We start from the raw sequence: 25345 nt of genomic DNA, 5'->3' as shown, positions 1-25345 counted from the left end.
CCGTGGCACGCACCCCACTCGGATCACAGCTGCCCGACTTCCCATGGGACACCATCGCCGACGTGCGCAAGCACGCCGCATCCCATGAGGACGGTCTGATCGACCTTTCCGTCGGCGGCCCCGTCGACCCAGTCGCCCCGTCCATCCAACTCGCACTGTCCGAAGCTGCCGCAACGCCCGGCTACCCGCAAACCGCGGGTACGCCGGAACTGCGCGAAACGATCGTGGCCTCCCACGCCCGCCGCTTCGGCATCGCAGGGTTGACCGAACGCTCCGTGCTGCCCGTGATCGGGCTCAAAGAAGCCGTCGCGTGGCTGCCCACATTGTTGGGCCTGCGCGGCGAGAAAGTTGTGATCCCCGAGATCGCGTACCCCACCTACGAAGTCGGCGCGCTGATGGCAGGCTGCGAAGTTATTCGTTGCGACGACCCCGCCACCGCACCCCGCGACGCCGCCTTCGTCTTCATCAACTCGCCGTCGAACCCAACCGGCGCAGTCCTTGGCGTCGAGCAGATGCGCGCCTGGGTGGAATTCTCCCGCGAAACCGGCGCAATCATCGCCTCCGACGAGTGCTACCTCTACCTCGGCTGGTCCGCCGAACCGGTATCCATCCTGCACCCGTCCGTCACCGACGGCGACAACACTGGCCTGCTCGCCCTGCACTCGCTGTCCAAGACGTCCAACCTGGCGTCGTATCGCGCCGGCACCATCTCCGGCGACGAAGCCCTAGTGCAAGAACTTCTGCTTATCCGCAAGCACTCCGGCCTCATCGTGCCCGGCCCAATCCAAGCCGCCATGGTGGCCGCCCTCGGCGACGACCTGCACGAACAAATGCAGCGCACTACCTACGCCGCGCGACGGCTTGTACTCATGAAGGCCCTCCAAAACGCAGGTCTTACTATCGACGACTCCGATGCCGGCCTCTACCTCTGGGTCCACCACGACGGCATGGATTCCCGCGAACTCCTCAACTGGTTCGCCGACCACGGCATCCTCGGCGCCCCCGGCGACTTCTACGGCCCCGCCGGCGCCCAACACGTGCGCATCTCGCTCACCGCACCCGACGAGCGCATCGAAGCGGCAGTCGCCCGCCTAGGAAACACCGTTGACTAACCCCACTCATCCGTCGCCGGCCGCCGGCGACCAACACGCCGCCGCGCCCGAAAGCGGCAGCACTGCCGTACGCCTCGTTGCCGGGCTGCGCCAATTTTTGCGCTTCGGCATCGTCGGCGGCTCCGGCGTGCTCGTGAACTTCGTCGTGTTCTACTTGGCCAACAAAGCCCTAGAGAACGGCTTTGATCTGCACGCCAACGACGTGTTCATGCAACTCGGCTCCACCCGTTGGAACATCCGCTGGTACCACCTCATGTCCACCCTGGCGTTCCTCCTGGCCAACACGTGGAACTACCAGCTCAACCGCGCCTGGACATTCCGTGGGGTGCACGCGCGCTCCTGGCTGCGCGGGTTCTTCCCCTTCTTGGCCACCGGCGCGCTCGCGTTCGCGGTGTCGCTGACATGCATGACGTTGCTCATGAACCCGACGACCCCCATCGGACTCTCCGATTCACTTTTCGACGACTCCACCGGCCTGCGCACCAAATCCTACTGGGCCCAAGCCATCTCCACACTGATCGCGATGCCGGTGAACTTTGTCATCAACAAGGTCTGGACCTTCGGAAAACCGAAAACGCCAAAAACCGTCTAACCAGTGGTTTGTGGAATTTGGTGTTGGAGTTATCCACAATTTTGCGGTGGGTCTTGTGCGGCGGTTTCTCGCTTCGTAGCGTGTGATGCATGGCATTTGTAGACCTTCTCGGCTTCCGGCTTTCGGACATCGCCGACTTCGACCGCGACACAGCTCTTGCTGCCGGGCTGAACCCGTCGCGCATCCGAGAATGGTCACGCGTGCACGACGTCTACTACGGGGCAACGAAATTCACGCGGAAACAATCCGACGCACGCCTGATGGCAGCCGACACTCCTTTGGATCAGTTGTGTTTGATTGAACGCAAACTCGCGGTGGTTGAAGATGCCGCGAAGCGTTGGCGGTTGCGTTTTACCCTGCTGAAGTTTCAGGGCCGCTTCGACGCGCTGTCGCGCTATGCCGATCAGGTTATTGACGCGAAGAAACCCGCGCCTGAAAAGCAAGTGCGGTTTTCTCGTGCTCGCGAAGGGATGGCCACGCTGCACTTGACGCATTCGGCACGCAACATTGCCGATATTGAGCACACGCTGCGTGGGCTGATCGATACGGAACTGCCACCAGCCGGCCAGATGGCTGATGCACTCATGGGTATCTTGCGCGGTGATGGCGACGGCGGTGGGGTGCCGCATGCAGTACCACGGCCGATTGTTATGGTGCCGCTTCCAGAATGGACCCGGATCCAATCCGGCGCCGGTGACGAGGTCACGCTCACGCTAACCGATGGCACGACGATGACAGGTGCGGAATTTCTCGCGCAGCATGTCGGCGACGAGTTGGAGGTCGCGGCGTTTCACCCGACAGAGGGTGCGGTGAACCTGTATCGCACCCAGCGGTTTGCCAATAGTAAGCAGCGTGCGTTGGCATCGATGATGTCGCCGACGTGTCCGGTGCCCGATTGTCGGCATGGGGCTGACAACTGCGACATGCACCACATCCAAGCCTGGCGGCACGGCGGGGAGACCAACCTTGCCAACTTAGTGCCGTTATGCCGGTTCCATAACGGGCGCAACGACGATGACCCGCGTGAAAACCGCTACGGGCGAATACAGATACGCGATGGGATACCGGTGTGGGTATCGCCGGGAGGGTCGGTTGTCGAAAAGCATCCGCCCGGAGCCATGCAACAACTCTTTAACTAGCCAATAACCCGCCAGCGAGCGGGCTATTCGGCATGCTTGACATACTCCACGTGTTCATCACGCTCGCCAGCAAAGACGAAACCGTTGACCTCCGCGACGTGGCGCGAGGCAGCATTGTCTGGCAGCGCCCGAATAATCAGCAGGGGAGCCCCCTCGGCGAAAGCGTGATCGGTCACCAGGCGCACCGCACGGGTCATCAGACCACGCCCGCGGGCCCACGGGGCAGTGTTGTAACCAAAATCGGCACCACCGGAATCATCGGGGCGCAGCTCGATACTGCCGCAGTACCGGTCATCGACGACAAGCGCCCACCGTGCACACCCGTCACCTGAGTCGCCGAGGAACGCCTCGGCCATCTCGACGGTGTACGGCGACGGCACCGTCGTCCACTCAATCATCCGCGGGTCAACCGACGCAGCGAACAGGTCGTCGCGCACGCCCGGAACGGTTTTCACGCGCGACCACGGCAGGAGCGTCAACTCGCCGTCGGTGAGAGTGTCGTTGGCGGGTGGGAACCAGGGGTTAGTTGGCATGGAGGGCCTCGTTGAGTTCGATGCCCTTTGCAGGGACGGCTTCGACGGAGCCGGTGACGGAGTTGCGGCGGAATTGCAGGCCGTTCGCGCCGGAGAGTTCGAGGGCCTTCACTTCGGCGCCGGCTTCCTTGCCCAGGGCTTCGGCGACGGGTGCGGTGAGGACGACCTTTGTGCCGGCGGTGACGTAGAGGCCGGCTTCGACGATGCAGTCGTCGCCAAGCGAGATGCCCACGCCGGCGTTGGCGCCGAGGAGGCAGCGTTCGCCGAGGGAGATGATTTCTTTGCCGCCGCCGGACAGGGTGCCCATGATGGAGGCGCCGCCGCCGATGTCGGTTCCGTCGCCAACGACGACGCCTGCGGAGATGCGGCCTTCGACCATGGATGCGCCGAGGGTGCCGGCGTTGAAGTTCACAAAGCCTTCGTGCATCACGGTGGTGCCTTCGGCGAGGTGGGCGCCGAGGCGGATGCGGTCGGCGTCGCCGATGCGCACGCCGCTCGGCACAACGTAGTCGACCATGCGTGGGAATTTGTCCACGGAGAAAACGACGACGGGGCCGTTTTCGGCGAGGCGTGCGCGGGTCATTTGGAAGTCGGCGACGGCGCAGGGGCCGTAGTTGGTCCAGACGACGTTGGACAGGAGGCCGAAGATGCCGTCCATGTTGGCGCCGTGTGGGCGGATGAGGCGGTGGGACAGTAGGTGGAGGCGCAGGTAGACGTCGTATGCGTCGATGGCTGGTGCGCTGAGGTCGGCGATGGTGGTTTCGACTGCGACGCGGGCGACGCCGCGGGCCTCGTCGGGGCCGACGAGGTTGGTGAAGCGGGCGTCGGGCTCTTCTAATCGACGAGTGCCTGTTTCCGTCACCGCCTCGTCAACCTTGGGGGCGGGGTACCAGACGTCGAGGACGGTGCCGTCGTGGGTGATGGTCGCGATTCCGCGTGCAATTGCAGTCGTGGGGGTAGTCATGGCGACTACCTTACGACACCGCGTTTCTTGGTCAGTAGCGACAAGCCGACCAGGGCGAGGGAGAGGATGGTGACGGAGATGACTTGGGAGCGGGCGGCGTCGTCGAAAAGCATGAGCACCGTCAAACCAACGAGGGCGACGAGCGTGACCCATGGCACCCAGGTTGCGCCGTGGACGCGGACGGCGGATTCGCGGATGCGTGGGTGGAGTTTGATGAAGCTTAGGGTGATCATGATCCAGGTGACGATGAGGCAGCCACCGGTTGCGGACATGATGAAGTCGATCATTCCGGGCGGGTTCCACCATTGCAGGCCGACGGCGAGGAACGCGAACACCACGGAGACGAGCACGGAGTTCATGGGCACGTTGTTGGCGTTGGTTTTCGCCATCCATTTCGGGGCGTCGCCTTCGAGGGCTTGTTGGTAGCCGAGGCGGGAGGTGCCGTAGAGCTGTGCGTTGAATGCGGAGAGTAGCGCGAGCACGATGACAACTTCCATGAAGGCTGCGGCGCCTGGGATGTTTGCCATTTCGAGCACGGCGGTGAAGGGGGAGTCGGCGGCGGAGTCGGCGCCGTCGATGGTGGCGTACGGCAGTAGCAGTGTGATCACGGCGACGGAGCCGAGGTAGAAGATCGCGATGCGCCAGATGATGGAGTTGACGGCGCGTTTGACGTTGTCGGCGGGGTCTTCAGATTCGGCGGCTGCGATGGTGACCACTTCGATGCCGCCGAATGCGAATGCCACGGCGAGCAGGCCTGCGGCGATGCCGGCGACACCGTTGGGGGCGAAGCCGGATTCGCGCACGTTGTCAAAGCCGACGAAGCCGCTGGCGGGCAGCACGCCGAGCCACAGGAGAACGCCGATGATGAGGAAGCCGACGATCACCGCGATTTTGATCATGGCGAACCAGTACTCGAACTCGCCGAAGCCTTTGACCTGTGCGAGGTTTACGGCGGTGAGTACGACGACGACGATGAGCCCGGGCACCCATTGGGGTACGTCGAACCAGGAGGCCATCATTGCGGAGGCGCCGGTGAGTTCGGCACCACACGCCATGATCAGCAGGAAGTAATACAGCCAGCCGAGGAGGAATCCTGCCCAGTGGCCGTACGCCATGCGTCCGTAGGTGGCGAATGAGCCCGATGATGGGTGGGCGGCGGCCATTTCGCCGAGCATGCGCATCACGGCAATGACGATGAGTCCGGCGATGGCGTATGCGACCAGAATCGCGGGGCCGGCGGCACGAATGCCGACGCCGACGCCGAGGAACAGGCCCGCACCCACGGCAGTGCCGAGCCCCATGAGTGTGAGGTGGCGGGACTTCAGCCCGGTGCCGAGCTCGCTATTGCTTGTCGACGACCCCATTACCGCACCTCTTCCTTCTTCACGTTCTGTCCTGCAGCGGTCTTTCCTGTCGCGCGGGTCCACAAAACTCCCGCGAGGGAAACGACACCGACAACGACGGCGACGGCGAACATTTGGAATCGCCCGTCGGGGTCAGCGAGCATGAGCAGGATGACTCCGCCGGCGAGCGCGATCATGACCCAGGGAAGGACGTTGGGGGCCCACATACGTACGTCGGTGATTTCGCCGCTTGCTTCGAGCTTCGGGTGCAGGCGGACGAACGACAGGGCGACGACGATCCACAGCACGATCAGGCAGCCACCGACTGCGTTGAGGAGGAAGGCGAGCAGCCCGGGCGGGTTCCAGTACTGCAGGGCAACGGCGACGAAGCCGAAGAACACGGACACGATCACGGCACGGACGGGCACGCCGCGGGGGTCGGTTTTAGCGAAGGTCTCGGGGGCGTCGCCACGCACAGCAAGGTTTTGCATGAAGCGCGAGGAACCGTAGATCTGCGTGTTGCAGGCGGACAGCAGGGCGACGACGATGACGGCCTCCATGATGCCGACGGCACCCGGGATGTTTGCCATTTCGAGCACTGCAGTGAACGGGGAGTCGGCTGCGGAGTCCGCGCCGCCGATTTCGTCGAAAGGCAGCAGCAGCACGATCAGCAGCACGGAGCCGATGTAGAAGATGGAGATGCGCCAGATGATGGAGCGGATCGCGGAGTGGACGCCGGCTTCGGGGTTTTCGGATTCGGCGGCGGCGACGGTGACCAGTTCAATGCCGCCGAACGCGAAGGCGACCGCGAGCAACGCGGTGGCAACGCCAGCCCAGCCGTTGGGCATGAAGCCGACCTCGCTGATATTCGACAGGCCTACGAACCCGCCGGTGGGCAGCACACCGAGCCACAGGGCCACACCGATGCACAGGAACGCCACGATCACAACGACCTTGATCAGGGCGAACCAGAACTCGAACTCGCCGAAGTTTTTCACCGCGGCGAAATTGATCACGGTGAAAAAACCAATGGCGATCAGCGCCGGGATCCAGGGGGAAATGGCGAACCATTGGGCGACGATCGCGGACGCGCCGGTGATTTCGACGGCCATGATCATGATCATCATGAACCAGTACAGCCAGCCGATGGCGAAGCCGGCCCAGCGGCCGAAGGCTTGCTCGGCGTAGGTGGAGAACGTGCCCGACGACGGGCGCGCGGCGACCATTTCCGCGAGCATCTGCATGAAGCACACGGTGATGAAGCCTGCGACGACGTAGGCGAGGATGACGGCGGGGCCTGCGGCTGCGATGCCAACGCCGGTGCCAAGGAAGAGTCCGGCACCGATGGCTGAGCCGAGGCCCATCATGGTGAGGTGGCGCGTTTTCAGGCCGCGTGCGAGCGCGGTGGAATCGGCGACGGGGGAAACGGGGTTGACATGTCGAACACCTTAAACCTCGACATGCAGTGAAGTGCATTCTTTTCCGGTTTATATGCGTGTGTTACGTGCGCGTGGTTTCTGCGGGGCGCAGCACGGGGGCGGTGGTGTAGGGCTCGTGTTGGATGCGCAGGTTGTTGCGGCCGGTGAGTTTTCCCGCGGGAAAATCTTCTCCGGTGGCGGGGTCGAAGATTCGGGTGTGGGGTTCGAGGGTGATGCCGGCGCCGATGTCGCAGTTGTTGCCGAGGGTGATGCCGTTGATGCTGGCGGTGGGGTGGAGGTGGCAGTTGGCGCCGATGCGCATGGGTTGGCGGGCGAGGGCGTTGTTGTTGGTGGGGGTGGCGATGAGGGCGGTTCCGCGGGCGAGGGTGGTGTTGGCGCCGACGGCGACTGCGGAGGAGATGGTGCCTTCGATGCGTGCGGGGCCGAGGGTGCCGGCGTTGTAGGAGATGTAGCCTTCGCGGACGACGGTGGTGCCTTCGGCGAGGTGGGCGCCGAGGCGGACGCGTTCGGCTTCGGTGATGGTGACGCCGGTGGGGACGACGTAGTCGACCATGCGGGGGAGGCGGTCGATGCCGTAGACGTGGATGGGGCCGCGGGCGCGGAGGTTGGTGCGTACGGTTTCGAAGTTGTGGGGGAGGCAGGGGCCTTTGTTGGTCCAGGCGACGGGGGTGAGGTGGTCGAGGGCGCCGTCGAGGTTGATGGTGAGTGGTTCGACGAGGCGGTGGGACAGCAGGTGGAGGCGGAGGTAGACGTCGTGGGCGTCGATGGGTGGGGCGTCGAGGTCGGCGATGGTGGTGCGGACGGGCACGGTTTCGACGAGGCGGTCGCGGTCGGCGCCGATGAGGCGCAGGAACTCCGGGGAGAGGTTGTGGGCGGAGGTGCGTTGGGTGGTGGTGGGGTGGTCGTCGTTAAGTGTGAGCTTGGGGTTGGGGTACCAGGTGTCGAGCACTGTGCCGTCTATGGCGATGTTGGCGATTCCGAGGCCGTGTGCTCCCAAAGACATGGCCGTCATTGTAAACGTAGGATCGCGGTGTGACTTCCTTAGATCTTTTTGCGGACCCTGTTGTTTTGTCGGCTGCGTTGGTGGATATTGAGTCGCCGTCGCACCATGAGGAGGCGATCGCGGACGCCGTTGAGGCTGCGTTGCGTGGCCTTGAGCATGCGGAGGTGCAGCGCTTCGGTAATACCGTGGTGGCGCGTACGAATTTCGGGTTGGATTCGCGGGTGGTGTTGGCGGGCCATATTGATACGGTGCCGCTGGCTGATAACACGCCGCATCGGCTCGCGGACGGTATTTTGCACGGCTGTGGCTCAGTGGATATGAAGTCGGGGTTGGCGTGTTATTTGCATGCGTTTGCCACGTTGGTGCAGCCGGGGAAGGCGGCGCATGATTTGACGCTGATCGCTTATGAGGGCGAGGAGGTGGCGCAGGAGTTCAATGGCTTGTACCACCTTGAGCGTGATCATCCGGAGTTGCTGCAGGGGGATATTGCGTTGTTGGGCGAGCCGTCGGGTGCGATCATTGAGGCGGGTTGCCAGGGCACGATCCGGGTGTTTGTGGATGCGCATGGCACGCGTGCGCATTCGGCGCGTTCGTGGCTTGGGCATAATGCGGCGCATGATCTTGCGGGTGTGCTCACCCGTATCGCGGCCTATGAGCCGCGCACTGTTCTTATCGACGACTGCGAGTACCGCGAGGGTTTAAACGTCGTCGGGCTGGAGGGCTTCGTGGCGACGAATACGATCCCGGATCACGCGCGACTGATCGTGAATTTCCGCTACGCGCCGGATCGCAGCGTCGAGGACGCGAAGGCGCACTTGGAAGAGACACTCGCGCTGGAGGAGGGCCTCGAGCTCATTTACGACGATGTCGCGCCGGGGGCGTTGCCTGGCCTGGGTGACCCGGTGGCGGCTGGGCTGGTCAAGGCAGTGGGCGGGAACTTCCGCGCCAAGTTTGGGTGGACGGATGTGGCGCGCTTTTCTAGCCTGGGTGTTCCTGCGGTGAACTTCGGGCCTGGCGATCCGGGGTTTGCCCATAAGAAGGACGAGCAGTGCCCGGTCGATGAGATTCGTCAGGTGGCGGCGCAGTTGCTCGATTACCTGAGTGCTGAAAGCGAGTAAGAGATATGGCTCCGTTGAATTTCCCCCGCCCGGACCGCGACCGGAAGTTGCGTGGGCCGATGGCGCTGCGCAATGAGGCTGAGCAGGCCACGACCTATGATCAGCGTTTGTTGGAGTCCATGGGGCAGTCTGATGGGTATTGGAAGCACCAGGATCCGTGGCGTGTGATGCGGATCCAGTCGGAGTTTGTGGCTGGGTTTGATGCGTTGTCGGAGTTGCCGAAGGCTGTGACGGTGTTTGGCTCCGCACGTCTTGGCGAGGGCACGCCTGAGTACCAGTTGTCCTACGAGGTCGGCCGCGCGCTGGTGGAGGCGGGCTACGCCGTGATCACCGGCGGTGGGCCGGGTTTGATGGAGGGGCCGAACCGGGGTGCTCACAACGCGGATGGTTTGTCGGTTGGTTTGGGTATCGAGTTGCCGTTTGAGCAGGGCCTGAACGACTGGGTGGATCTGGGTCTGAATTTCCGGTACTTCTTCGCTCGCAAGACTATGTTTTTGAAGTACTCGCAGGCGTTTATTTCGCTGCCCGGTGGTTTCGGCACGATGGACGAGGTCTTTGAGGTGCTGTGCATGGTGCAGACTGGCAAGGTGACCAACTTCCCGATCGTGCTGATGGGCACTGAGTTTTGGTCCGGGCTCGTGGATTGGATTGAGCAGCAGTTGCTCGGCCGCGGGTTGATTTCGCCGGGGGATGAGAAGTTGTACCTGGTTACCGATTCGGTGGAGGAGGCCGTGGCGCACATCGTGGAGGCCCACAAGGTGATGACGGATCAGCGTCTGCGCGATGAGTGAGGTCATGGCGATCGTGAACCGCACCCCCGACTCGTTTTATGACAAGGGTGCGACGTTCGCGATTGAGAAGGCGCTTTTGCGTGTCGACGACGCCGTTGCCGCCGGGGCCAGCATCATCGACATCGGCGGCGTGAAGGCAGGCCCGGGCGACGACGTGTCCGTTGCCGAGGAGATTGACCGTGTCGTGCCGCTTATCGCCGGGGTGCGTGAGCGCCACCCGGACGTGACGGTGAGCGTGGATACCTGGCGCGCCGCGGTGGCTGAGGAGGCGATCGCAGCGGGCGCGGACCTGATCAACGACACGTGGGCAGGCTTCGACCCCGAGTTGGTTGAGGTAGCAGGCGCTCGCCGCGTGGGGTACGTGTGCTCGCACACCGGCGGGGTCACGCCGCGCACGCGCCCGCACCGGGTGCACTACGACGACGTGGTCGCCGACGTGATTGCGGAAACCACCGCGCTGGCCGAGCGCGCCGTCTCCCTCGGCGTGCCGGAGGAGGCGATCTTCATTGACCCCACGCACGACTTTGGCAAGAACACCTACCACGGGCTGGAGATCCTGCGGCGTATCGACGAAATCGTCGCCACCGGCTGGCCCGTCCTCATGGCCCTGTCCAACAAGGATTTCGTGGGCGAGACCGTCGGGCGTGGCCTCAACGGTGCCGACATCACCCAGCGCGTGCCCGGCACCCTCGCAGCAACCGCGTGGGCGGCCGCGCGCGGGGTGGCGGCGTTTCGCGTCCATGAGGTCGAGGCGACGATCGACGTCATCCGCATGATCGAGGCGATCCAGGGCACCGCGGCACCGCTGGCAACCGTGCGGGGGCTCGCGTGAGTGCCGACACGCTCGCCGGCATGCGCACCGATGTACGAATCAGTGTGGTGATTCCTGCGCTGGATGAGGAGGCGACGGTGGGTGGGGTCGTCGAAAAGTGTGTGGCTTCGTCAGCGGACGAAGTCATCGTCATCGACTCAGACTCCACCGACCGCACCGCCGAGCGCGCCGCCGCAACCGGGGCAACCGTGGTGAACTGGCGCGACGTCGACCCACGCACACCCTGGCCCGGCAAGGGCGAGGCGCTGTGGCGCGGCGTGAAGGCCGCATGCGGCGACGTGGTGGTCTTCGTCGACGCCGACGTGACCTCACTCGAACCCTGGTGGGTCGACGCGCTCGCCGAGCCATTTATCGACGACACCGTCCACCTCGTCAAAGCCTCCTACACCCGCGAAGGCGCCGGCGGTCGCGTGACCGAACTGACCGCGAAACCCCTCCTGCGCGCCCTCTTCCCGGAGATCGCCGTGGACCAGTCGCTCGCCGGCGAATACGCCATCCGACGCTCAACCGCGCTTTCGCTGCCATTCGTCGCCGGCTACGGGGTGGAAGCGGGCTTGCTCATCGACGTCGCCCGCGCCCACGGCCCAAAAGCCATCCAGCAAGCGCAACTGAGCCCCCGCACCCACCGCAATAGGCCGCTGTATGAACTTGCTGGGATGGCTGATGTCGTCGCAAAGACGATTCTCGCGCGCGCGGGAAAATTCCCCGTCGAGGTCAGCGAGCGCCCCGCCTGGGCCGACAGCTAAACTAACCCGCATGCTTTCCTGGATCATCCTCATCCTGGTGCTCGCACTGCTGAGCATCATTGGCCTGAAACTGTTCGCCACCGTCTTCGGCCGCGGCGAGGCCCTGCCGCCCATGCCACCAACAGAAGAGGTGAAGGAAGCCAACCGCCGCGCCGTGGAGGAAGGTAACTTCGGCGATATTCAGCTCGAGGTTGTGCACCGCGGTTACCGCATGGATCAGGTCGATGCGCTCATCGAACAGTTGGCGGGCGGCAACCTTGCGCCGGAAACACGGGTAGAATCTCCGGAAGAACACGTTTCGGAAACAAAGCAATAAGGAGTGTTGACGATGGCAGCAATGAAGCCGCGTACCGGTAGTGGCCCGATGGAAGCGGTGGAGGAGTCGCGCAAGATCGTCATGCGTATCCCGTCTGACGGTGGCGGACGCCTCGTCATTGAACTGAGCAAGGAAGAGGCTGGCGAACTTGGCCGCTTGCTCACGGAGGCTGCTGGAGAGTAGTTCCGGCCAAACGCGGTAGTATCACCACATGCTCAACGAGATCGTGGATGTACTCGCGGACCCGGTAGACCTGACCCCGCTTCGGGGCGAGGACGATTTTGGTCGTCTCGTCTCCGAATCGGGGCATTCTTATGACGTAGCCAAGCAGGGTTATGTCACGCTCGCGTCGGGGCGCGGGCTGAATCATGAGGGCGATTCGCTGGAGATGATTAACTCTCGCGAAACGTTCCTGTCGAATGGCCATTTCGCGCCGTTTGTGGAGGCGGTGTCGGATCGTGTGGCGGATGTTGTGGAGCATGCCGCAGGCGATCATGATCCGGTAATTCTGGAGGCTGGCGCCGGAACCGGCTACTACCTTGCGCACACGCTGGACCTGATTGATGGCGCGCGTGGTGTGGGGTTGGATATTTCGGTGCCTGCTGCGAAGCATTTGGCTAAGGCGCATCCGCGTTTGGGTGCGATTGTGGCGGATGTGTGGGAGCAGCTGCCTATCCGCACGGGGGCGGTTGATGTGGTGACTGTGGTGTTCGCGCCGCGCAATCCTGCGGAGTTTGCGCGTGTGCTTAGCGACGACGGCGAGGCCGTCATCCTCGTCGCCGACCAAGGCCACCTGGACGAGCTCCGTGAGCCACTGGGTATCCTCGGCGTGGAGGACGGCAAGGTGGCGCGACTGATCGAGCAGTCGGCGCAGTGGCTGACCCCTGTGGCCGATCCGGAGTTGATTTCGTTCCCGATGACCCTGGGCCGTGACGCGATCGCCGCGCAGGTGGGTATGAGCCCGTCGGCGCGTCACCTGGATAAGGACGTGCTGCACGCGCGACTCGAGGACCTCCCGGAGCAGATGGAGGTCACCGCCCGCGCCCAGCTGATCCGCCTGCGCAAGAAGTAGCGCGCCGGCGCTTCGCTCACGACGCGCTAAAGAAACGGAGAAGGCCCGCGTGATGCGGGCCTTCTTGCTGTGCCTAGCTCATGTGCCGGCTCACGCGCCGGCTGGCTTAGAAGCGGGCGGGGTATCCGCGGCGCCACTCGCCGCTGATGGATGCTTCGCCGGTGGCGCGGCTGCGGATGCCGTTGCAGCCGCCTTCGGGCCAGATGCGCGACGACATGACAACGCTGCCGCCGCCGGCGTAGACCTCGAGGGTGCAGCCGTCGACGATGACGGTGACGTTGTCTTCGTCGTCGTCGTGAAGCGGTGCGGTTGCGGGGGAGCCGTCGAGGCGGTCGAGTGTGAGCTGCTCGCCGTTATGAGTGATCACCGCAGCCGGTTCGTTGTTGCCGTCGAGCACCTCGAGGGTGACCTGGGAGCCGGCCGGGATTTCGCACAGGCCGGCCCACATGCGGGCGCGGTCGGTGGCGCTGACGGCGTCTGGCAGGCCTGGTGCGGGCACTTGGAAGAGGCGGCCACCCTGCAGGGTGGCGCGGCGCGGGAGGGTGAGGGCGTTGGCCCAGCCTTCGGTGGCCCAGTTGGGTTCGAGGGTGGGGTCGCCGGCGCGGTCGGTGTTGGTCATGAACCCGAACAGGTAGGCGCGCTCGTAGCGGTTTTCCGCAGTGGTTTCGTCCAGCGGGTAGTTGGTGTTGCGTGGGCGGGTGAAGTCGTGGCCGTAGTCGAGAAGCGTAAACGGCGTGGTGATGTCGAAGACATTGCCCCGCAGCTGGCCCACGGCGTAGACGGCGGTGTCTTTGCCGTCGCGTTCGAGGGTGATGAACAGGACGTCGCGGATTTCGCCATCGACTTCGTCGCGCAGGCGCACGATGCGTGGGGCAACGAGGGAGGCATCGAGGGTGATGCCGGTGTCGCCATTGAACTCGAGCGGGCCTTGCAGCTCCCAGTCTCGGCCGTCGGGGGAGGTGAGGACGACCGGCTTGGGGTCGGTGACAGGCCCGGTCACGGCGAGCATAAGCCAGCCGTCGTGGCCTTGGTCGCGGTCGGCTTCCGTGTCCCAGGCGGGTACGACGCAAGGCGAGCGGAAATTGGTGTCGCCGGCGGTGTCGTCGACTGCGGTGCCGGTGCGCTCGGCGGCATCGGAGACGTCAGTGTCGTCAGCGTCAGCGTCGTCGGCGTCGAGGTCGTCGTAAAGCCTGTCCACGTGCGCAACGTGGGCGATCTGGATGGTGTTTCCTGCCGGGGTTTCGGAGGAGAAGTACAGGTTGACGCCGTCGCCCGCGGAGGTGACGGACCCTGCACGGATGTTGGTTTCGTCGCCGGAGGGGACGATGACGTCGTTGCAGTCGAGCCAGTTGAATGCGTCGTCTTCGCTGACTTCGTGGCCCCAGCGGCTCGGGGTGTCGGGGGTTGGGCGGTACTGGTAGAACATGTGCCACAGGCGGTTCTCGCGGCTGCCGATGCGGAATACGCCGGCTGGGCCTTCGAGAATGCCGCGTTCTGCGGTGACGTGTAGTTCGGGACGGTAGACCGTCATCAGATCAACCCCTTGTAGATGTCTACGGTTTGTTTCGCGATTGTGCGCCAGGAGAAGGATTCTTTGGCTCGGGTGAGTCCGGCGCTGCCCATGGCGGTGGCGCGTGCTTTGTCGCCGGCGACGGCGTTGACCGCCTCGGCGAGGCGTTGTTCGAAGTCGGTGGTGTCGTCGGGTGTGTAGTCCACAAGCACGCCGGTTTCGCCGTCGACGACGACTTCGGGGATGCCGCCGACGCGCGAGGCTACCACTGCGGTGCCGCACGCCATGGCCTCCAGGTTCACGATGCCCAGCGGTTCGTAGACGGATGGGCAGACGAAGACGTCGGCGATGGTGTAGACCTGGCGTACTTTTTCGGCGGGCAGCATGTCTTGGACCCAGAACACGCCGTCACGCTGCGCTTGTAGCTTTTCGACGAGCCCACGCGTCTCAGCAGCAATCTCCTCGGTGTCGGGGGCGCCGGCGCAGAGGATGAGCTGGACGTCGTCGTCGAAAAGCTGCGCTGCTTTGAGCAGGTGGGCGACACCTTTTTGGCGGGTGATGCGCCCGACAAACGCGACGACCGGCCGCGAGGTGTCTACTCCGAGTTCTTCGGCGATGGTGCCGGTGTCCGGGTACCAGTTGGCGGGGTCGATGCCGTTGAGGACGACGTGGACGCGGGAGTCGTCGATACGCGGGTAGGCGCGCAAAATGGCATCTTTCATTCCGGCAGATACGGCGATGACCGCGTCGGCGTTTTCCATCGCGTTTTTCTCCGACCAGGAGGACACGTTGTAGCCGCCGCCGAGCTGTTCGCGCTTCCACGGGCGGTCCGGCTCGAGCGAGTGGGCGGTGACCACGTGGGGGATCTCGTGGAGCAGCCCGGCGAGGTGGCCGCCGAGGCCTGCGTACCACGTGTGCGAGTGCACCACGTCGAGCCCGGCTGCGGCATCGGCCATGCGCAGGCCTGTGGACAGGGTTTTGATCGCGCTATTGGCCCCCTCGAGTGCGGGGTCGACGCCGTGGACGTATACACCTGCGGCGTCGCGTGGGGCGCCCATGCAGTGGACGTCGACGTCGGCGAATTCGCGCATGAACCGCGTGAGTTCTGTGACGTGCACCCCGGCGCCGCCGTAGACCTCCGGCGGGTATTCGCGCGTGAGCATTCCTACCTTCATGTCCGCCGAGCCTACTGACGTTGCGGAATCCCTGCACGAGCCTTGAATTGGCATTAGCCTTGCGGTTATGAAAAGCCAGCCTCGAGTTCTCGCCATTGTCCTGGCCGGCGGGGAAGGCAAGCGCCTGTTTCCCCTGACGGCTGACCGTGCCAAACCCGCCGTTCCGTTCGGCGGCAACTACCGTTTGATCGATTTTGTGTTGTCGAATTTGGTCAACGCCGGCTACATGCGTATTGCGGTGTTGACGCAGTACAAGTCGCACTCGCTGGACCGCCATGTGGCTACGGCGTGGAACATTTCGGGGCCAACGCAGCAGTACATCGCGTCGGTTCCGGCGCAGCAGCGTCGCGGCAAGCGTTGGTACAACGGGTCGGCGGATGCGATTGTGCAGTCGCTGAATCTCATTTACGACGACATGCCTGACTATGTCTTGGTCTTTGGCGCGGACCACGTCTACCGGATGGATCCGTCGCAGATGGTCGAAGATCACATTGCGTCGGGCAAGGCCGCCACCGTGGCAGGCATTCGCGTGCCGCGTGCGGAGGCGAGCGCGTTCGGTTGCATCCAGGCCGACGATGACGGCACGATCACCGAGTTTTTGGAAAAGCCGGCCGACCCACCGGGTACCCCGGACGATCCGGAGATGACGTTCGCATCGATGGGCAACTATTGCTTCTCTACCGAGGCGCTAATCCAGGCGCTGCTGGAGGACGAGCAGAACGAGGATTCCAGCCACGACATGGGCGGCGACATCATCCCGTACTTCGTCGCGCAGGGCGAGGCGAACGTGTATGACTTTTCCAACAACGGGGTGCCGGGTGCCACGGACCGCGACCGGGGTTACTGGCGCGATGTGGGCACGATCGACTCGTTCTACGAGGCCCACATGGATCTGATTTCCTCACACCCGGTGTTCAACCTGTACAACAAGGCGTGGCCGATCCACGCGACTGACGACGACAACCTGCCCCCGGCAAAGTTCGTCCTCGGTGGTATTGCGCAGGAGTCCATTGTGGCGTCCGGCTCGATCATTTCCGGTGCGACGGTGCGTAACTCGGTGCTGTCCACCGATGTACGCATCGAAGAAGGCGCGACGGTGGAGGGCTCTGTGCTCATGCCGGGTGTGCGCGTGGGCAAGGGCGCGGTGGTGCGCCACTGCATCCTGGACAAGAACGTTTACGTCTCCGATGGGGAGACGGTCGGTGTGAATACGGAGCGCGACCGCGAGCGGTTCACGGTGTCCGACGGCGGCGTTGTGGTCGTCGGTAAGAGCGAGGTTGTTTAGCCGATTTTGGTGATCAGCGTCAGGCCGCCGTCAAGCGGCAGACGCGCCACCGCGGCGCCGCGCTCGGCTGTCAGCGTATCGACGAACTCATCCGCCTCACGGGCGGCCTCTGTTTCGCGGTCGCGGCGGGTGGGGTCGGCCACGGTGCCGTCGAGAAGCGAACCTGCAAGCACCAACGTGCCGCCCGGGGCCAGCAACGGCCAGGCGGCCTCGATGAGCGGGCGCAGTTCGACGGGGGAGACGTCTGCGTAGACGATCTGGTAGGCGTCGTTAGCCAAGCGCCCCATCACTTCGAGGGGACGTGCGGTGAGGAAACGCACACGCGACGGGCTAAACCCTGCGTTGCGCACTGCTTCCTTCGCGCCGGCCTGCAGTGCAGCTTCCGGCTCGATGCAGGTCATTGTGGCCTTCTCCGGCAGGCCTGCGAGCAGGTGCAAGCCCACAACACCGGCGGCCGGGGTCACCGCAACCGCACCCTGGGATGCGTTCGGGGCTGCCGCCGCGAGCACCGTCAACAGGTCGCCGACCACCGGGCTGGGTGCCGGGGTGCCGTTTTCGGCAGCGTCCTCGCGCGCTGCGCGCAAAGCTTCCGCAACCTGGTCGGAAAGGTGGCCGCCTTCGGTGGAACGGGCGGCGAGGTACGAGTTCATCTGGGTAAATGCGGTCTCACTCACACGCCACATCATAGCCGTGTTGCGTTCACAGGATTCTGTTAACTGGTTGGCTGGCTTTGGGGCAGTGAGTCTGCGAAACTATTGCGCATGAGCACTGACGTTCCACTCACCGGTACCGCAGCGTTTGACGCAGGCCAGGCAGCAATGCCGACCTGGTCTGAACTGGTGAAAGAACATGCCGACAGTGTCTACCGCCTAGCGTTTCGTCTCTCCGGTAATCAGCACGACGCGGAAGATCTCACGCAAGAGACGTTTATGCGTGTGTTCCGCAACGTGAAGCAGTACCAGCCTGGAACGTTCGAAGGCTGGTTGCACCGCATCACCACGAACCTGTTTTTGGACATGGTGCGTCGCCGCGCGAAGATCCGCATGGAGGCCCTGCCCGAGGATTACGAGCGCGTGCCCGGCACCGACATGACCCCGGAAGATGCGTACTCCGTGACCAACCTGGACCCTGCGTTGCAGAAGGCGTTGGGCGATTTGAAGGCGGAGTTCCGCGTGGCCGTGGTCCTGTGTGATGTGGTGGGGATGAGCTACGAGGAGATCGCTGAAACCCTCGGAGTGAAGATGGGTACTGTACGATCGCGTATCCACCGCGGTCGCGCGCAGATGCGTGAGTCGTTGGAGAAACAAGCCCTCCACAGCGCCGCCGCGAAGGAACTCATCCGCGCCCGGTAGTAGGGAAGGAGTCGGCGCCGTGACTAGGTTTAACTCCACGGATCATCTCAATCCGGAGGCGATTGCCGCCTACGTGGACGGCGAGTTGTCCAAGGCGGCCACGCTACGCGCCGAGCGACACCTGCAGTTGTGTGGGGAGTGTTGTGAGGAAGTTCAGGCGCAGCGGGGGACGTCGCAGCGTCTGCAGGTGTGTAATTCCTCAGGGATGCACGCTCCGGCGTCGCTTGTGGAGCGACTGGCGATGCTTTGCGACGAAGACGTGACCGACACCCCCGAAACCCCCAAGGGGATCCGGAGCCGAGTGGAGTCTGCGATTCGCTCGCTGACGCACCGTGAGTAAGGTGGGTTAGGTGTTTTCTAGCATCGGTTGGGGCGAGATTTTCTTCATCCTGATCATCGGGTTGATCGTGATCGGGCCCGAACGCCTGCCTTCTGTCGTCGAGGATGTGCGCGCCGCGATCTATGCGGCCAAGAAGGCGATCAACAACGCCAAGGCGGAACTCAATGGTGAACTGGGGGAGTTCGAGGAGTTTAAGAAGCCGATCGATACTGTCTCGCGCTATGCGGCGATGGGGCCGAAGCGTGCGATGGCGAAGGTGTTGTTCGAAGACGACGACCCCAGCGAGCCTCCAGCGCCGAAGACACCACCACAGGCGCCGCCGCCGAAGGCGCCCCAGCAAAAGCAAGCGCGCCCCGAGCCGCGCGGTACGCAGCCGGAGCGCAAAGGGTTCTCCTGGGAGGACGTTATTTAACCTGCGGGTTCAGGCTCTTGCCTGCCAGTGAGTTCGGGCGCACCTTTAGCTTGTCGACGATCTCAAGCACCGCCTTGGCCGCCGGCGACTCCGGATCGGAGATGACAACCGGGGTGCCGGTATCGCCGTGTTCACGCAGCTTCGGGTCCAGGGGTACGGAGCCGAGTAGTTTCACATCGGAATCGGTCAGCTGGGTCAGGCGCTCGGCGACGTGGTCGCCGCCGCCCTCGCCGAAGATGTTGAGTACCGTGCCGTCCGGCATGGTCATGCCCGACATGTTTTCGATCACGCCGGCGATCTTCTGATCAGTCTGCTGCGCGATCGTGCCGGCGCGCTCCGCGACCTCTGCCGCAGCAGCCTGCGGGGTGGTGATGATCAGCAACTCCGCATTCGGCACCAACTGCGCGACGGTGATTGCCACGTCACCCGTTCCCGGGGGCAGGTCCATGAACAGCACGTCCAGATCGCCCCAGTACACGTCGCCCAAGAACTGCTGGATCGCACGGGTAAGCATCGGGCCACGCCACACGACAGGGGCGTTGCCTTCCACGAATTGCCCCACCGAGATGTGGCGCACGCCGTGGGCGATAGGGGGCATGATCATTTCGTCGACAAGCGTGGGGCCCTGGTCCTCAGAACCCATCAACCCCGGCACCGAGTGGCCGTAGATATCGGCATCAACAATGCCCACCGTCAGGCCCTGGGCGGCCATAGCGGTGGCCAGGTTCACGGTCATCGAGGACTTACCCACACCACCCTTGCCGGAGGCCACCGCGATAACACGTGTGCGCGTATCCGGATCCGCAAATGGGATCGCCGGGCCGGTCTGCTCGCCGCGGAGTTTCTGGGCAAGCGCACGGCGCTGCTCGTCGCTCATCGTGTGGAGCGTGACGCTCACGTCGCCCACGCCGTCGAGCTCCTCGACTACAGCGCGCACATTTGACTCGATGGTGTCGCGCATCGGACAGCCTGCGATTGTGAGATAAATACCGACCGCAACATTGTTGCCGTCGATGGTGACCGATTCCACCATGTTGAGCTCCGTGATCGGTTTGCCGATCTCCGGGTCATCAACGCGCGAAAGCGCTTCGTGGACATCGCTTTCCAAAATCTGATGTTCAGTAGCCATTGCCACGCGATTATACGGCCGTTCCTGGGGGATTTTGGAATCCCGATAGACTACCCAGCATGACTGAACCTATGAACCCATCGTTGAATAAGCGTATTGGTGTCACAGAGGTGCCCACCGGCTGGCCCGTGGGCAGCTTTTCCACCTATGCGGAGGCGCAACGCGCCGTGGACAACCTGTCCGACAGGGAGTTTCCTGTAGAGAAGCTTTCCATCGTTGGTGTGGACTTGATGCAGGTGGAAAAGATTACCGGCCGGCTTACGTGGCCGAAGGTGCTGGGCACCGGCGCGCTGTCGGGTTTGTGGATGGGCCTGTTTTTCGGTCTGCTACTCTCCCTGATCTCTGTTCCTGGCGCCGGCATGGCCATGTTTGTGTGGGCGATTGTCATCGGCGCCATTTTCGGCACGGTGGCCTCCGCAGTGGCCTACGCCTTCACCGGCGGCAAGCGCGATTTCGCGTCTGCAACCACGATCGTGGCTGGACACTACGACGTGCTGTGCGAGCCGGATGCTGCACCGCAGGCCCGCGACATGATCGCACAAGCAGGTGGCCGCACTCCCGCCTCTGAAAACGTCATCGGCGAGTAAACCACCATGAAGGCACACCACCACACTGCCGTAGCCGCCGTTTTGGGCTCGGCTGCGCTCGTATTGTCCGGGTGCGCGTCGGAGGACAACATCTACACTCAGGCGCGCCCGGAGAAGGCCGATATCGCCATCGCCATCGACGGCGCCTCCAACGAACAAGTCGTACTTGGGGAGATCTACAGCCGCGTACTTAAGGGCCAAGGCCGGCCGACGAGCGTGACCTCAGTGACGGGGCTGGATGACGCGCCGACGCTTGAGGTGTTGCGTGAGCAGCCGATTGACTTCGTCGTCACGTGCACTGGGCGTCTGCTCGAAGAGTCGGACCCTAAGGCCGCCAAGGAGCTAGCGGGCGGCGATGTTACCGATGGCGCATATACTGACGAGGTCTATGGGGCCGCTGTCGCCGCCATGCCGGGGGATATGCGCACCGTCGACCCGTCACCCGCTCAAGCGTGCGGAGAGAGCAAACTTCCACAAAACGTCATCCCGGTGTTCCATAAAGGCACCTTCGACCGCGGTGAGATCAACCGCCTGAACTTCATCACCCGCGTGCTGTCCACTGACCGTCTCGAGGAGATGGCGGAAGAAGTGGACAAGGGTGCCACGGTGGAGGATGCGATTGCGGAGTGGATGATCGAATACGCCCAAATCGACGTCCACCACGACACCCCGGCAGACCCAGAGGATGTGATCGACCCGGACTCTGCGTCCAAATAACCGAATAACAAAAACTCCGGCCCGGCTTTTCACAAGCCGGGTCGGAGTTTTTAGGTGTGCAGGTTAGTCAGCGAATGCTTCCTCAAGCAGCTGCTTTTCTTCCTGCTGGTGCACCTTGGCCACACCGGTTGCGGTGGTGGACTGTGCACGACGGGACACGCGGACCATCTCCGGCATGTCCGGGATCAGGGTGCGCAGGTGCTCGTTGTAGAACGGCCATGCGCCCTGGTTTGCCGGCTCGTCCTGCACCCAGCGGATCTCCTTGGCGTTCGGGTAGTTCTTGAACGCATCCGACAGGCGGTTGAACGGGATCGGGTGGAGCATCTCCACGCGGACGATCGCAATGTCGTCGCGACCATCCTTCTGACGCTTCTTGTCCAGCTCCCAGTAGATCTTGCCGGAGCACAGCATGATGGTCTTCACCTTGTCGGTGTCGCCGATCTTCTTGTTGCCGCGCTCGACGAAGTTCGGGTCGTCGATGACGGACTGGAAGCGGTTGACCTCGGTGAAGTCAGACGGCTGGGACACTGCAGCCTTGTTGCGCAGCATGGACTTCGGGGTGAAGACGACCAGCGGACGCTTCATCTCGCCGAGAGCCTGACGGCGCAGCAGGTGGAAGTGGTTAGCCGGGGTGGACGGCTGCGCGATGGTCATGGAGCCTTCCGCGACGAGCTGCAGGTAGCGCTCGATACGAGCAGACGAGTGGTCCGGACCCTGACCCTCGTAGCCGTGCGGCAGCAGGGAGATCAGGGAGGACACTTCGCCCCACTTGGTCTCGGAGGAGGACAGGTACTCGTCGATAATCGTCTGGGCGCCGTTGGCAAAGTCGCCGAACTGTGCTTCCCAAGCGACAACCGCGTCCTTGTTGCCAAGGGTGTAGCCGTACTCGAAGCCCATGCCTGCGTACTCGGTCAGTGCGGAGTTGTAGACCTGGAACTGGCCGCCGTTGCCGGCTTCCTGCGCGTTGTGGTCGAGCGGGTTGAACGGCTCGGCGTTGTCCGGGTTGTACAGCACAGCGTGACGCTGGGTGAAGGTACCGCGCTGGCAGTCCTCACCGGCGAGGCGGACGAACTTGCCCTGCTCAGCCAGGGAACCGAAGGCGAGCAGTTCGCCCCAGCCCCAGTCGATGTCGCCGTCGGTGAACGAGCCGCCGCGCTTGGACAGGACGGACTTGAGACGCTTGTTCGGGGTGAAGTCCTCCGGCAGGTTGGCGTACGCGTCTGCGAGGCGCTTGAACTGCTCTTCGGAGATGTTCGTGTCCAGGCCGCGGGTGAGCTTCTGGGAATCGGTAATACCGGTCTGCTCGCTCGGCTTGCCCTTCTCGGACTTCACGTCGGTGAAGACCGCGTCGAGCTGGTCGTGGAAGTCCTGTGCCGCCTTCTCTGCGTCTTCCTGGGTGATGTCGCCACGACCGATGAGGTCCTGGGTGTAGCGGGTACGCACCGACGGGTGGTTGTTGATGCGCTCGTACATGACCGGCTGGGTCACGGTCGGGTCATCAGCCTCGTTGTGGCCGCGCAGGCGGTAGCAGATGAGGTCGATGAAGACGTCCTTGCCAAACTCGCGGCGGTACTCGGTAGCGAGCTGAGCAACCCATGCGGCTGCCTCCGGGTCGTCGCCGTTGACGTGGAACACCGGGCAGTCGAAGCCCTTGGCCAGGTCGGTGGCGTAGTAGGAGGAACGGCCGGAATCCGGGGTGGTGGTGAAGCCGATCTGGTTGTTCACCACGATGTGGATGGTGCCGCCGACGGTGTAGCCCGGCAGGCGAGACAGGTTCAGGGTCTCCTGGACGATGCCCAGACCGGTGAACGATGCGTCGCCGTGGAGCATAAGCGGAACGACCGGGTGGTCTTCGCGGCCCTTGGTGGCCTTGATCTGGTCTTCCTTGGCGCGCGCCATACCGACGAGCACCGGGTCGACTGCCTCAAGGTGGGACGGGTTCGCAGCCAGGGAGACCTTGATCTCGCCGTCGCCGAACATCTGGATGTGCTCGCCCTCGAAGCCGAGGTGGTACTTCACGTCACCGGAGCCACCCTGCTGGGCTGCGCGCATGTTGCCTTCGAACTCGTTGAAGATCGTTGCAACCGGCTTGCCCACGATGTTGAACAGCACGTTCAGGCGGCCACGGTGCGGCATGCCGATGACCACCTCTTCCAGGCCCTGGCCTGCAGCGGTGTCGATGATGGCGTCCATCAGCGGGATGAGGGTCTCTGCGCCCTCGAGGGAGAAGCGCTTCTGGCCGAGGTACTTCGTCTGCAGGAAGTTCTCAAAGGCCTCAGCGGCGTTGAGCTTCTGCAGGATGTACTTCTGCTCTGCACCGGTCGGCTTGGGCATGCCAGCCTCGACGCGGTCGCGCAGCCATTCGCGCTCGTCGCGGTCCAAGATGTGGGAGTACTCGGAGCCGACCTTGAGGGTGTAGGCGGAGCGCAAGCGCGACATGACCTCGCGCAGGGTCATCTGCTCCTTGCCGCCAAAGCCACCGACGTGGAAGGTGCGGTCCAGATCCCACAGGGTCAGGCCGTGGGTCTCCATGAGCAGGTCACGCGAATCCGGCTTCGCCAGACCAGGCTGGTGCCAATGCAGCGGGTTGGTGTCTGCGATGAGGTGGCCGCGGGAGCGGTATGCCTCGATGAGCTGCATGACACGGGTGTCCTTGTTAATGCCCGTGTTCGGAAGATCCTGTGCCCAGCGAAGCGGGGAGTACGGGATTTGCAGGGACTGGAAGATGTTGTCCCAGAACTTGTCGTCGATAAGCAGCTGCGAAATATCGCGCAGGAACTCGCCGGACTCTGCACCCTGGATGACGCGGTGGTCGTAGGTGGAGGTCAGCGTGACCAGCTTGCCAACGCCGAGCTCGGCGAGGCGGTCCTCGGAAGCGCCGGCGAACTCTGCCGGGTAGTCCATAGCGCCAACGCCGACGATGGTGCCCTGGCCCTTGGTCAAGCGCGGGATGGAGTGGCGGGTGCCGATGCCGCCTGGGTTGGTGAGCTGGATGGTGACACCGGAGAAGTCATCCATGGTTAGCTTGCCGTCGCGTGCACGAGCGACGATGTCCTCGTATGCGTCAACGAACTCGGAGAAGGACTTCTTCTCGCACTCCTTGATCGCAGCGACGACGAGGGAGCGGGAACCGTTCTTGCCCGGAAGGTCGATAGCCAGGCCGAGGTTGACGTTCTCTGGCTGGATGGCGAAGGACTTGTTGCCGTCCTCCTTGTAGTTCTTGTTCATGTCCGGGTGCAGCTTCGTCGCCAGGACGATGGCGTAGCCCAGGATGTGGGTGAAGGAGACCTTGCCGCCACGGGTGCGCTTGAGATGGTCGTTAATCAGCGCGCGGTTCTCAAACATGAGCTTGACCGGCATGTCTCGCACGGTCGTCGCCGTCGGCACCTCGAGCGACTCGTTCATGTTCTTCGCAATCGCACGGAATGCGCCCTTGAGCTGGAACTCGCCCGGCTCGACCTCGACCTGTGCGATCTTGTCCAGCGGGGAGGCCTTCGGCTTCGGCAGGGTGCGCTGCGGGCGGTTAGAGACCTTTGCTGCGGCCTCGTCGACCTTGGTCTCGCGACCATCCTGCGAAGGTGCGCCGGTGGAACGGGCAACCTTCGGGTCGGTCTTCGCCTGGCTTGCACCTGCCTGCGAAGGGGTGACGTTGGACGTGCCATTAGCGGTCTTCGGTGCACCCTTTTTCTCAAACAGTTCACGCCATTCGGCGTCGACCGAGTTCGGGTCGTCCTTGTACTGCTGGAACATCTCGTCAACCAGCCAGCTGTTCTGGCCGAACGTGTTTTCGCTGCTCACGGCAGGTTCTCGCCTTCCTTCTGTTTCGATTTCGCGGAAC

General features: G+C 63.6%; 26 protein-coding genes. 16 read left to right on the top strand and 10 right to left on the bottom strand.

The genetic code is table 11. From position 1 onward, the window contains the following. Positions 1 to 2: 2 nt before the first annotated feature. From dapC to HMPREF2656_RS11755, 3 genes are all read left to right on the top strand, one after another. Positions 3 to 1112 carry a succinyldiaminopimelate transaminase gene (gene dapC / locus HMPREF2656_RS11765; protein WP_070816856.1) on the top strand — a complete coding sequence of 370 codons (1110 nt, stop codon included), beginning with the start codon at positions 3 to 5 and terminating at the stop codon, positions 1110 to 1112. 85 nt (positions 1113 to 1197) lie between these two features. Further along, complete coding sequence (locus HMPREF2656_RS11760) at positions 1198 to 1704, top strand: GtrA family protein (protein ID WP_070816902.1); 507 nt, start codon at positions 1198 to 1200, stop codon at positions 1702 to 1704. 89 nt (positions 1705 to 1793) lie between these two features. Continuing rightward, a complete protein-coding gene (locus HMPREF2656_RS11755) occupies positions 1794 to 2843 on the top strand; it encodes an HNH endonuclease signature motif containing protein (protein WP_070816855.1) in 1050 nt (349 codons plus the stop codon). Positions 2844 to 2866: 23 nt separating this feature from the next. Here HMPREF2656_RS11755 and HMPREF2656_RS11750 read toward each other — a convergent pair whose 3' ends face one another. The 5 genes from HMPREF2656_RS11750 to HMPREF2656_RS11730 all read right to left on the bottom strand — a co-directional run bounded on the left by HMPREF2656_RS11750 (position 2867) and on the right by HMPREF2656_RS11730 (position 8125). Next, positions 2867 to 3376 (bottom strand): GNAT family N-acetyltransferase, encoded by a 510-nt coding sequence (locus HMPREF2656_RS11750; RefSeq protein WP_083319539.1) that lies wholly within the window; start codon positions 3374 to 3376, stop codon positions 2867 to 2869. Continuing rightward, positions 3366 to 4340, bottom strand: a complete 975-nt coding sequence (gene dapD, locus HMPREF2656_RS11745; RefSeq protein ID WP_070615202.1) for a 2,3,4,5-tetrahydropyridine-2,6-dicarboxylate N-succinyltransferase — start codon at positions 4338 to 4340, stop codon at positions 3366 to 3368. Before dapD ends, HMPREF2656_RS11750 begins: the two co-directional genes overlap by 11 nt. Positions 4341 to 4345: 5 nt before the next feature. Then, positions 4346 to 5704 carry an amino acid permease gene (locus tag HMPREF2656_RS11740; RefSeq protein ID WP_070816854.1) on the bottom strand — a complete coding sequence of 453 codons (1359 nt, stop codon included), beginning with the start codon at positions 5702 to 5704 and terminating at the stop codon, positions 4346 to 4348. Then, positions 5704 to 7071 carry an amino acid permease gene (locus tag HMPREF2656_RS11735; protein ID WP_083319538.1) on the bottom strand — a complete coding sequence of 456 codons (1368 nt, stop codon included), beginning with the start codon at positions 7069 to 7071 and terminating at the stop codon, positions 5704 to 5706. The genes HMPREF2656_RS11740 and HMPREF2656_RS11735 overlap by 1 nt, the downstream gene beginning before the upstream one ends. Positions 7072 to 7183: 112 nt before the next feature. Next, a complete protein-coding gene (locus tag HMPREF2656_RS11730) occupies positions 7184 to 8125 on the bottom strand; it encodes a 2,3,4,5-tetrahydropyridine-2,6-dicarboxylate N-succinyltransferase (protein WP_070816900.1) in 942 nt (313 codons plus the stop codon). Between the two features lie 29 nt (positions 8126 to 8154). On the opposite strand from HMPREF2656_RS11730, the gene dapE reads away from it, so the two are divergent. The 7 genes from dapE to HMPREF2656_RS11695 are packed head-to-tail and all read left to right on the top strand — an operon-like array spanning position 8155 to position 13000. Next, positions 8155 to 9243 (top strand): succinyl-diaminopimelate desuccinylase, encoded by a 1089-nt coding sequence (gene dapE, locus HMPREF2656_RS11725; protein ID WP_070816852.1) that lies wholly within the window; start codon positions 8155 to 8157, stop codon positions 9241 to 9243. A gap of 5 nt (positions 9244 to 9248) precedes the next feature. Continuing rightward, positions 9249 to 10034 carry an LOG family protein gene (locus HMPREF2656_RS11720; RefSeq protein WP_070569802.1) on the top strand — a complete coding sequence of 262 codons (786 nt, stop codon included), beginning with the start codon at positions 9249 to 9251 and terminating at the stop codon, positions 10032 to 10034. Next, positions 10027 to 10866 carry a dihydropteroate synthase gene (gene folP, locus HMPREF2656_RS11715; RefSeq protein ID WP_246817482.1) on the top strand — a complete coding sequence of 280 codons (840 nt, stop codon included), beginning with the start codon at positions 10027 to 10029 and terminating at the stop codon, positions 10864 to 10866. The genes HMPREF2656_RS11720 and folP overlap by 8 nt, the downstream gene beginning before the upstream one ends. After that, complete coding sequence (locus tag HMPREF2656_RS11710; RefSeq protein ID WP_256381259.1) at positions 10863 to 11612, top strand: glucosyl-3-phosphoglycerate synthase; 750 nt, start codon at positions 10863 to 10865, stop codon at positions 11610 to 11612. The genes folP and HMPREF2656_RS11710 overlap by 4 nt, the downstream gene beginning before the upstream one ends. A 10-nt stretch (positions 11613 to 11622) precedes the next feature. Next, positions 11623 to 11928, top strand: a complete 306-nt coding sequence (locus tag HMPREF2656_RS11705; RefSeq protein ID WP_070421784.1) for a hypothetical protein — start codon at positions 11623 to 11625, stop codon at positions 11926 to 11928. A 12-nt stretch (positions 11929 to 11940) separates the two neighbouring features. Then, complete coding sequence (locus tag HMPREF2656_RS11700; protein ID WP_070421785.1) at positions 11941 to 12111, top strand: DUF3117 domain-containing protein; 171 nt, start codon at positions 11941 to 11943, stop codon at positions 12109 to 12111. A gap of 28 nt (positions 12112 to 12139) precedes the next feature. Continuing rightward, on the top strand, positions 12140 to 13000 hold the full coding sequence (locus HMPREF2656_RS11695; protein ID WP_070421786.1) for a methyltransferase domain-containing protein: 861 nt from the start codon (positions 12140 to 12142) through the stop codon (positions 12998 to 13000). Between the two features lie 106 nt (positions 13001 to 13106). Here the strand turns inward: HMPREF2656_RS11695 and HMPREF2656_RS11690 are convergent, their stop codons facing one another. Together HMPREF2656_RS11690 and glgA are read right to left on the bottom strand one after the other, a co-directional pair. Next, the gene (locus HMPREF2656_RS11690) at positions 13107 to 14531 is read right to left on the bottom strand and encodes a GH32 C-terminal domain-containing protein (protein ID WP_070816851.1); all 1425 of its coding nucleotides are present in this window, start codon (positions 14529 to 14531) and stop codon (positions 13107 to 13109) included. Next, positions 14531 to 15685 (bottom strand): glycogen synthase, encoded by a 1155-nt coding sequence (gene glgA / locus HMPREF2656_RS11685; protein ID WP_070816850.1) that lies wholly within the window; start codon positions 15683 to 15685, stop codon positions 14531 to 14533. The genes HMPREF2656_RS11690 and glgA overlap by 1 nt, the downstream gene beginning before the upstream one ends. 67 nt (positions 15686 to 15752) lie before the next feature. Here glgA and glgC point away from each other — a divergent pair, with 67 nt between their 5' ends. Next, positions 15753 to 16970, top strand: a complete 1218-nt coding sequence (gene glgC / locus HMPREF2656_RS11680) for a glucose-1-phosphate adenylyltransferase (protein WP_070421858.1) — start codon at positions 15753 to 15755, stop codon at positions 16968 to 16970. On the opposite strand, the gene HMPREF2656_RS11675 is transcribed toward glgC, so the two are convergent. Continuing rightward, positions 16967 to 17620, bottom strand: a complete 654-nt coding sequence (locus HMPREF2656_RS11675; RefSeq protein ID WP_070816898.1) for an O-methyltransferase — start codon at positions 17618 to 17620, stop codon at positions 16967 to 16969. The two genes, glgC and HMPREF2656_RS11675, sit on opposite strands and share 4 nt — an antisense overlap. Positions 17621 to 17731: 111 nt before the next feature. Here HMPREF2656_RS11675 and sigE point away from each other — a divergent pair, with 111 nt between their 5' ends. The 3 genes from sigE to tatB are packed head-to-tail and all read left to right on the top strand — an operon-like array spanning position 17732 to position 19074. Next, complete coding sequence (sigE, locus tag HMPREF2656_RS11670; protein ID WP_070816849.1) at positions 17732 to 18322, top strand: RNA polymerase sigma factor SigE; 591 nt, start codon at positions 17732 to 17734, stop codon at positions 18320 to 18322. A 19-nt stretch (positions 18323 to 18341) separates the two neighbouring features. Beyond that, the gene (locus HMPREF2656_RS13575) at positions 18342 to 18662 is read left to right on the top strand and encodes an anti-sigma factor family protein (RefSeq protein ID WP_070816848.1); all 321 of its coding nucleotides are present in this window, start codon (positions 18342 to 18344) and stop codon (positions 18660 to 18662) included. A 10-nt stretch (positions 18663 to 18672) separates the two neighbouring features. Further along, on the top strand, positions 18673 to 19074 hold the full coding sequence (gene tatB, locus HMPREF2656_RS11660) for a Sec-independent protein translocase protein TatB (protein ID WP_070816847.1): 402 nt from the start codon (positions 18673 to 18675) through the stop codon (positions 19072 to 19074). On the opposite strand, the gene HMPREF2656_RS11655 is transcribed toward tatB, so the two are convergent. Further along, positions 19067 to 20203 carry an Mrp/NBP35 family ATP-binding protein gene (locus tag HMPREF2656_RS11655; protein WP_070816846.1) on the bottom strand — a complete coding sequence of 379 codons (1137 nt, stop codon included), beginning with the start codon at positions 20201 to 20203 and terminating at the stop codon, positions 19067 to 19069. The genes tatB and HMPREF2656_RS11655 overlap by 8 nt on opposite strands. A gap of 59 nt (positions 20204 to 20262) precedes the next feature. On the opposite strand from HMPREF2656_RS11655, the gene HMPREF2656_RS11650 reads away from it, so the two are divergent. Beyond that, positions 20263 to 20790 carry a YflT domain-containing protein gene (locus HMPREF2656_RS11650; RefSeq protein WP_070816845.1) on the top strand — a complete coding sequence of 176 codons (528 nt, stop codon included), beginning with the start codon at positions 20263 to 20265 and terminating at the stop codon, positions 20788 to 20790. A 6-nt stretch (positions 20791 to 20796) separates the two neighbouring features. Beyond that, entirely contained in the window at positions 20797 to 21507 is a 711-nt protein-coding gene (locus HMPREF2656_RS11645) for a type 2 periplasmic-binding domain-containing protein (protein ID WP_070816844.1), read from the top strand. Positions 21508 to 21570: 63 nt separating this feature from the next. On the opposite strand, the gene HMPREF2656_RS11640 is transcribed toward HMPREF2656_RS11645, so the two are convergent. Continuing rightward, positions 21571 to 25305 carry a multifunctional oxoglutarate decarboxylase/oxoglutarate dehydrogenase thiamine pyrophosphate-binding subunit/dihydrolipoyllysine-residue succinyltransferase subunit gene (locus HMPREF2656_RS11640; RefSeq protein WP_070816843.1) on the bottom strand — a complete coding sequence of 1245 codons (3735 nt, stop codon included), beginning with the start codon at positions 25303 to 25305 and terminating at the stop codon, positions 21571 to 21573. Positions 25306 to 25345 lie beyond the last annotated feature (40 nt).

Source organism: Corynebacterium sp. HMSC034B08 (assembly GCF_001835805.1).
Taxonomy (GTDB): Bacteria; Actinomycetota; Actinomycetes; order Mycobacteriales; family Mycobacteriaceae; genus Corynebacterium; species Corynebacterium coyleae.
The sequence above is the reverse complement of the archived record's forward strand: the minus strand, read 5'-3'. Positions and strand labels throughout refer to the sequence as shown.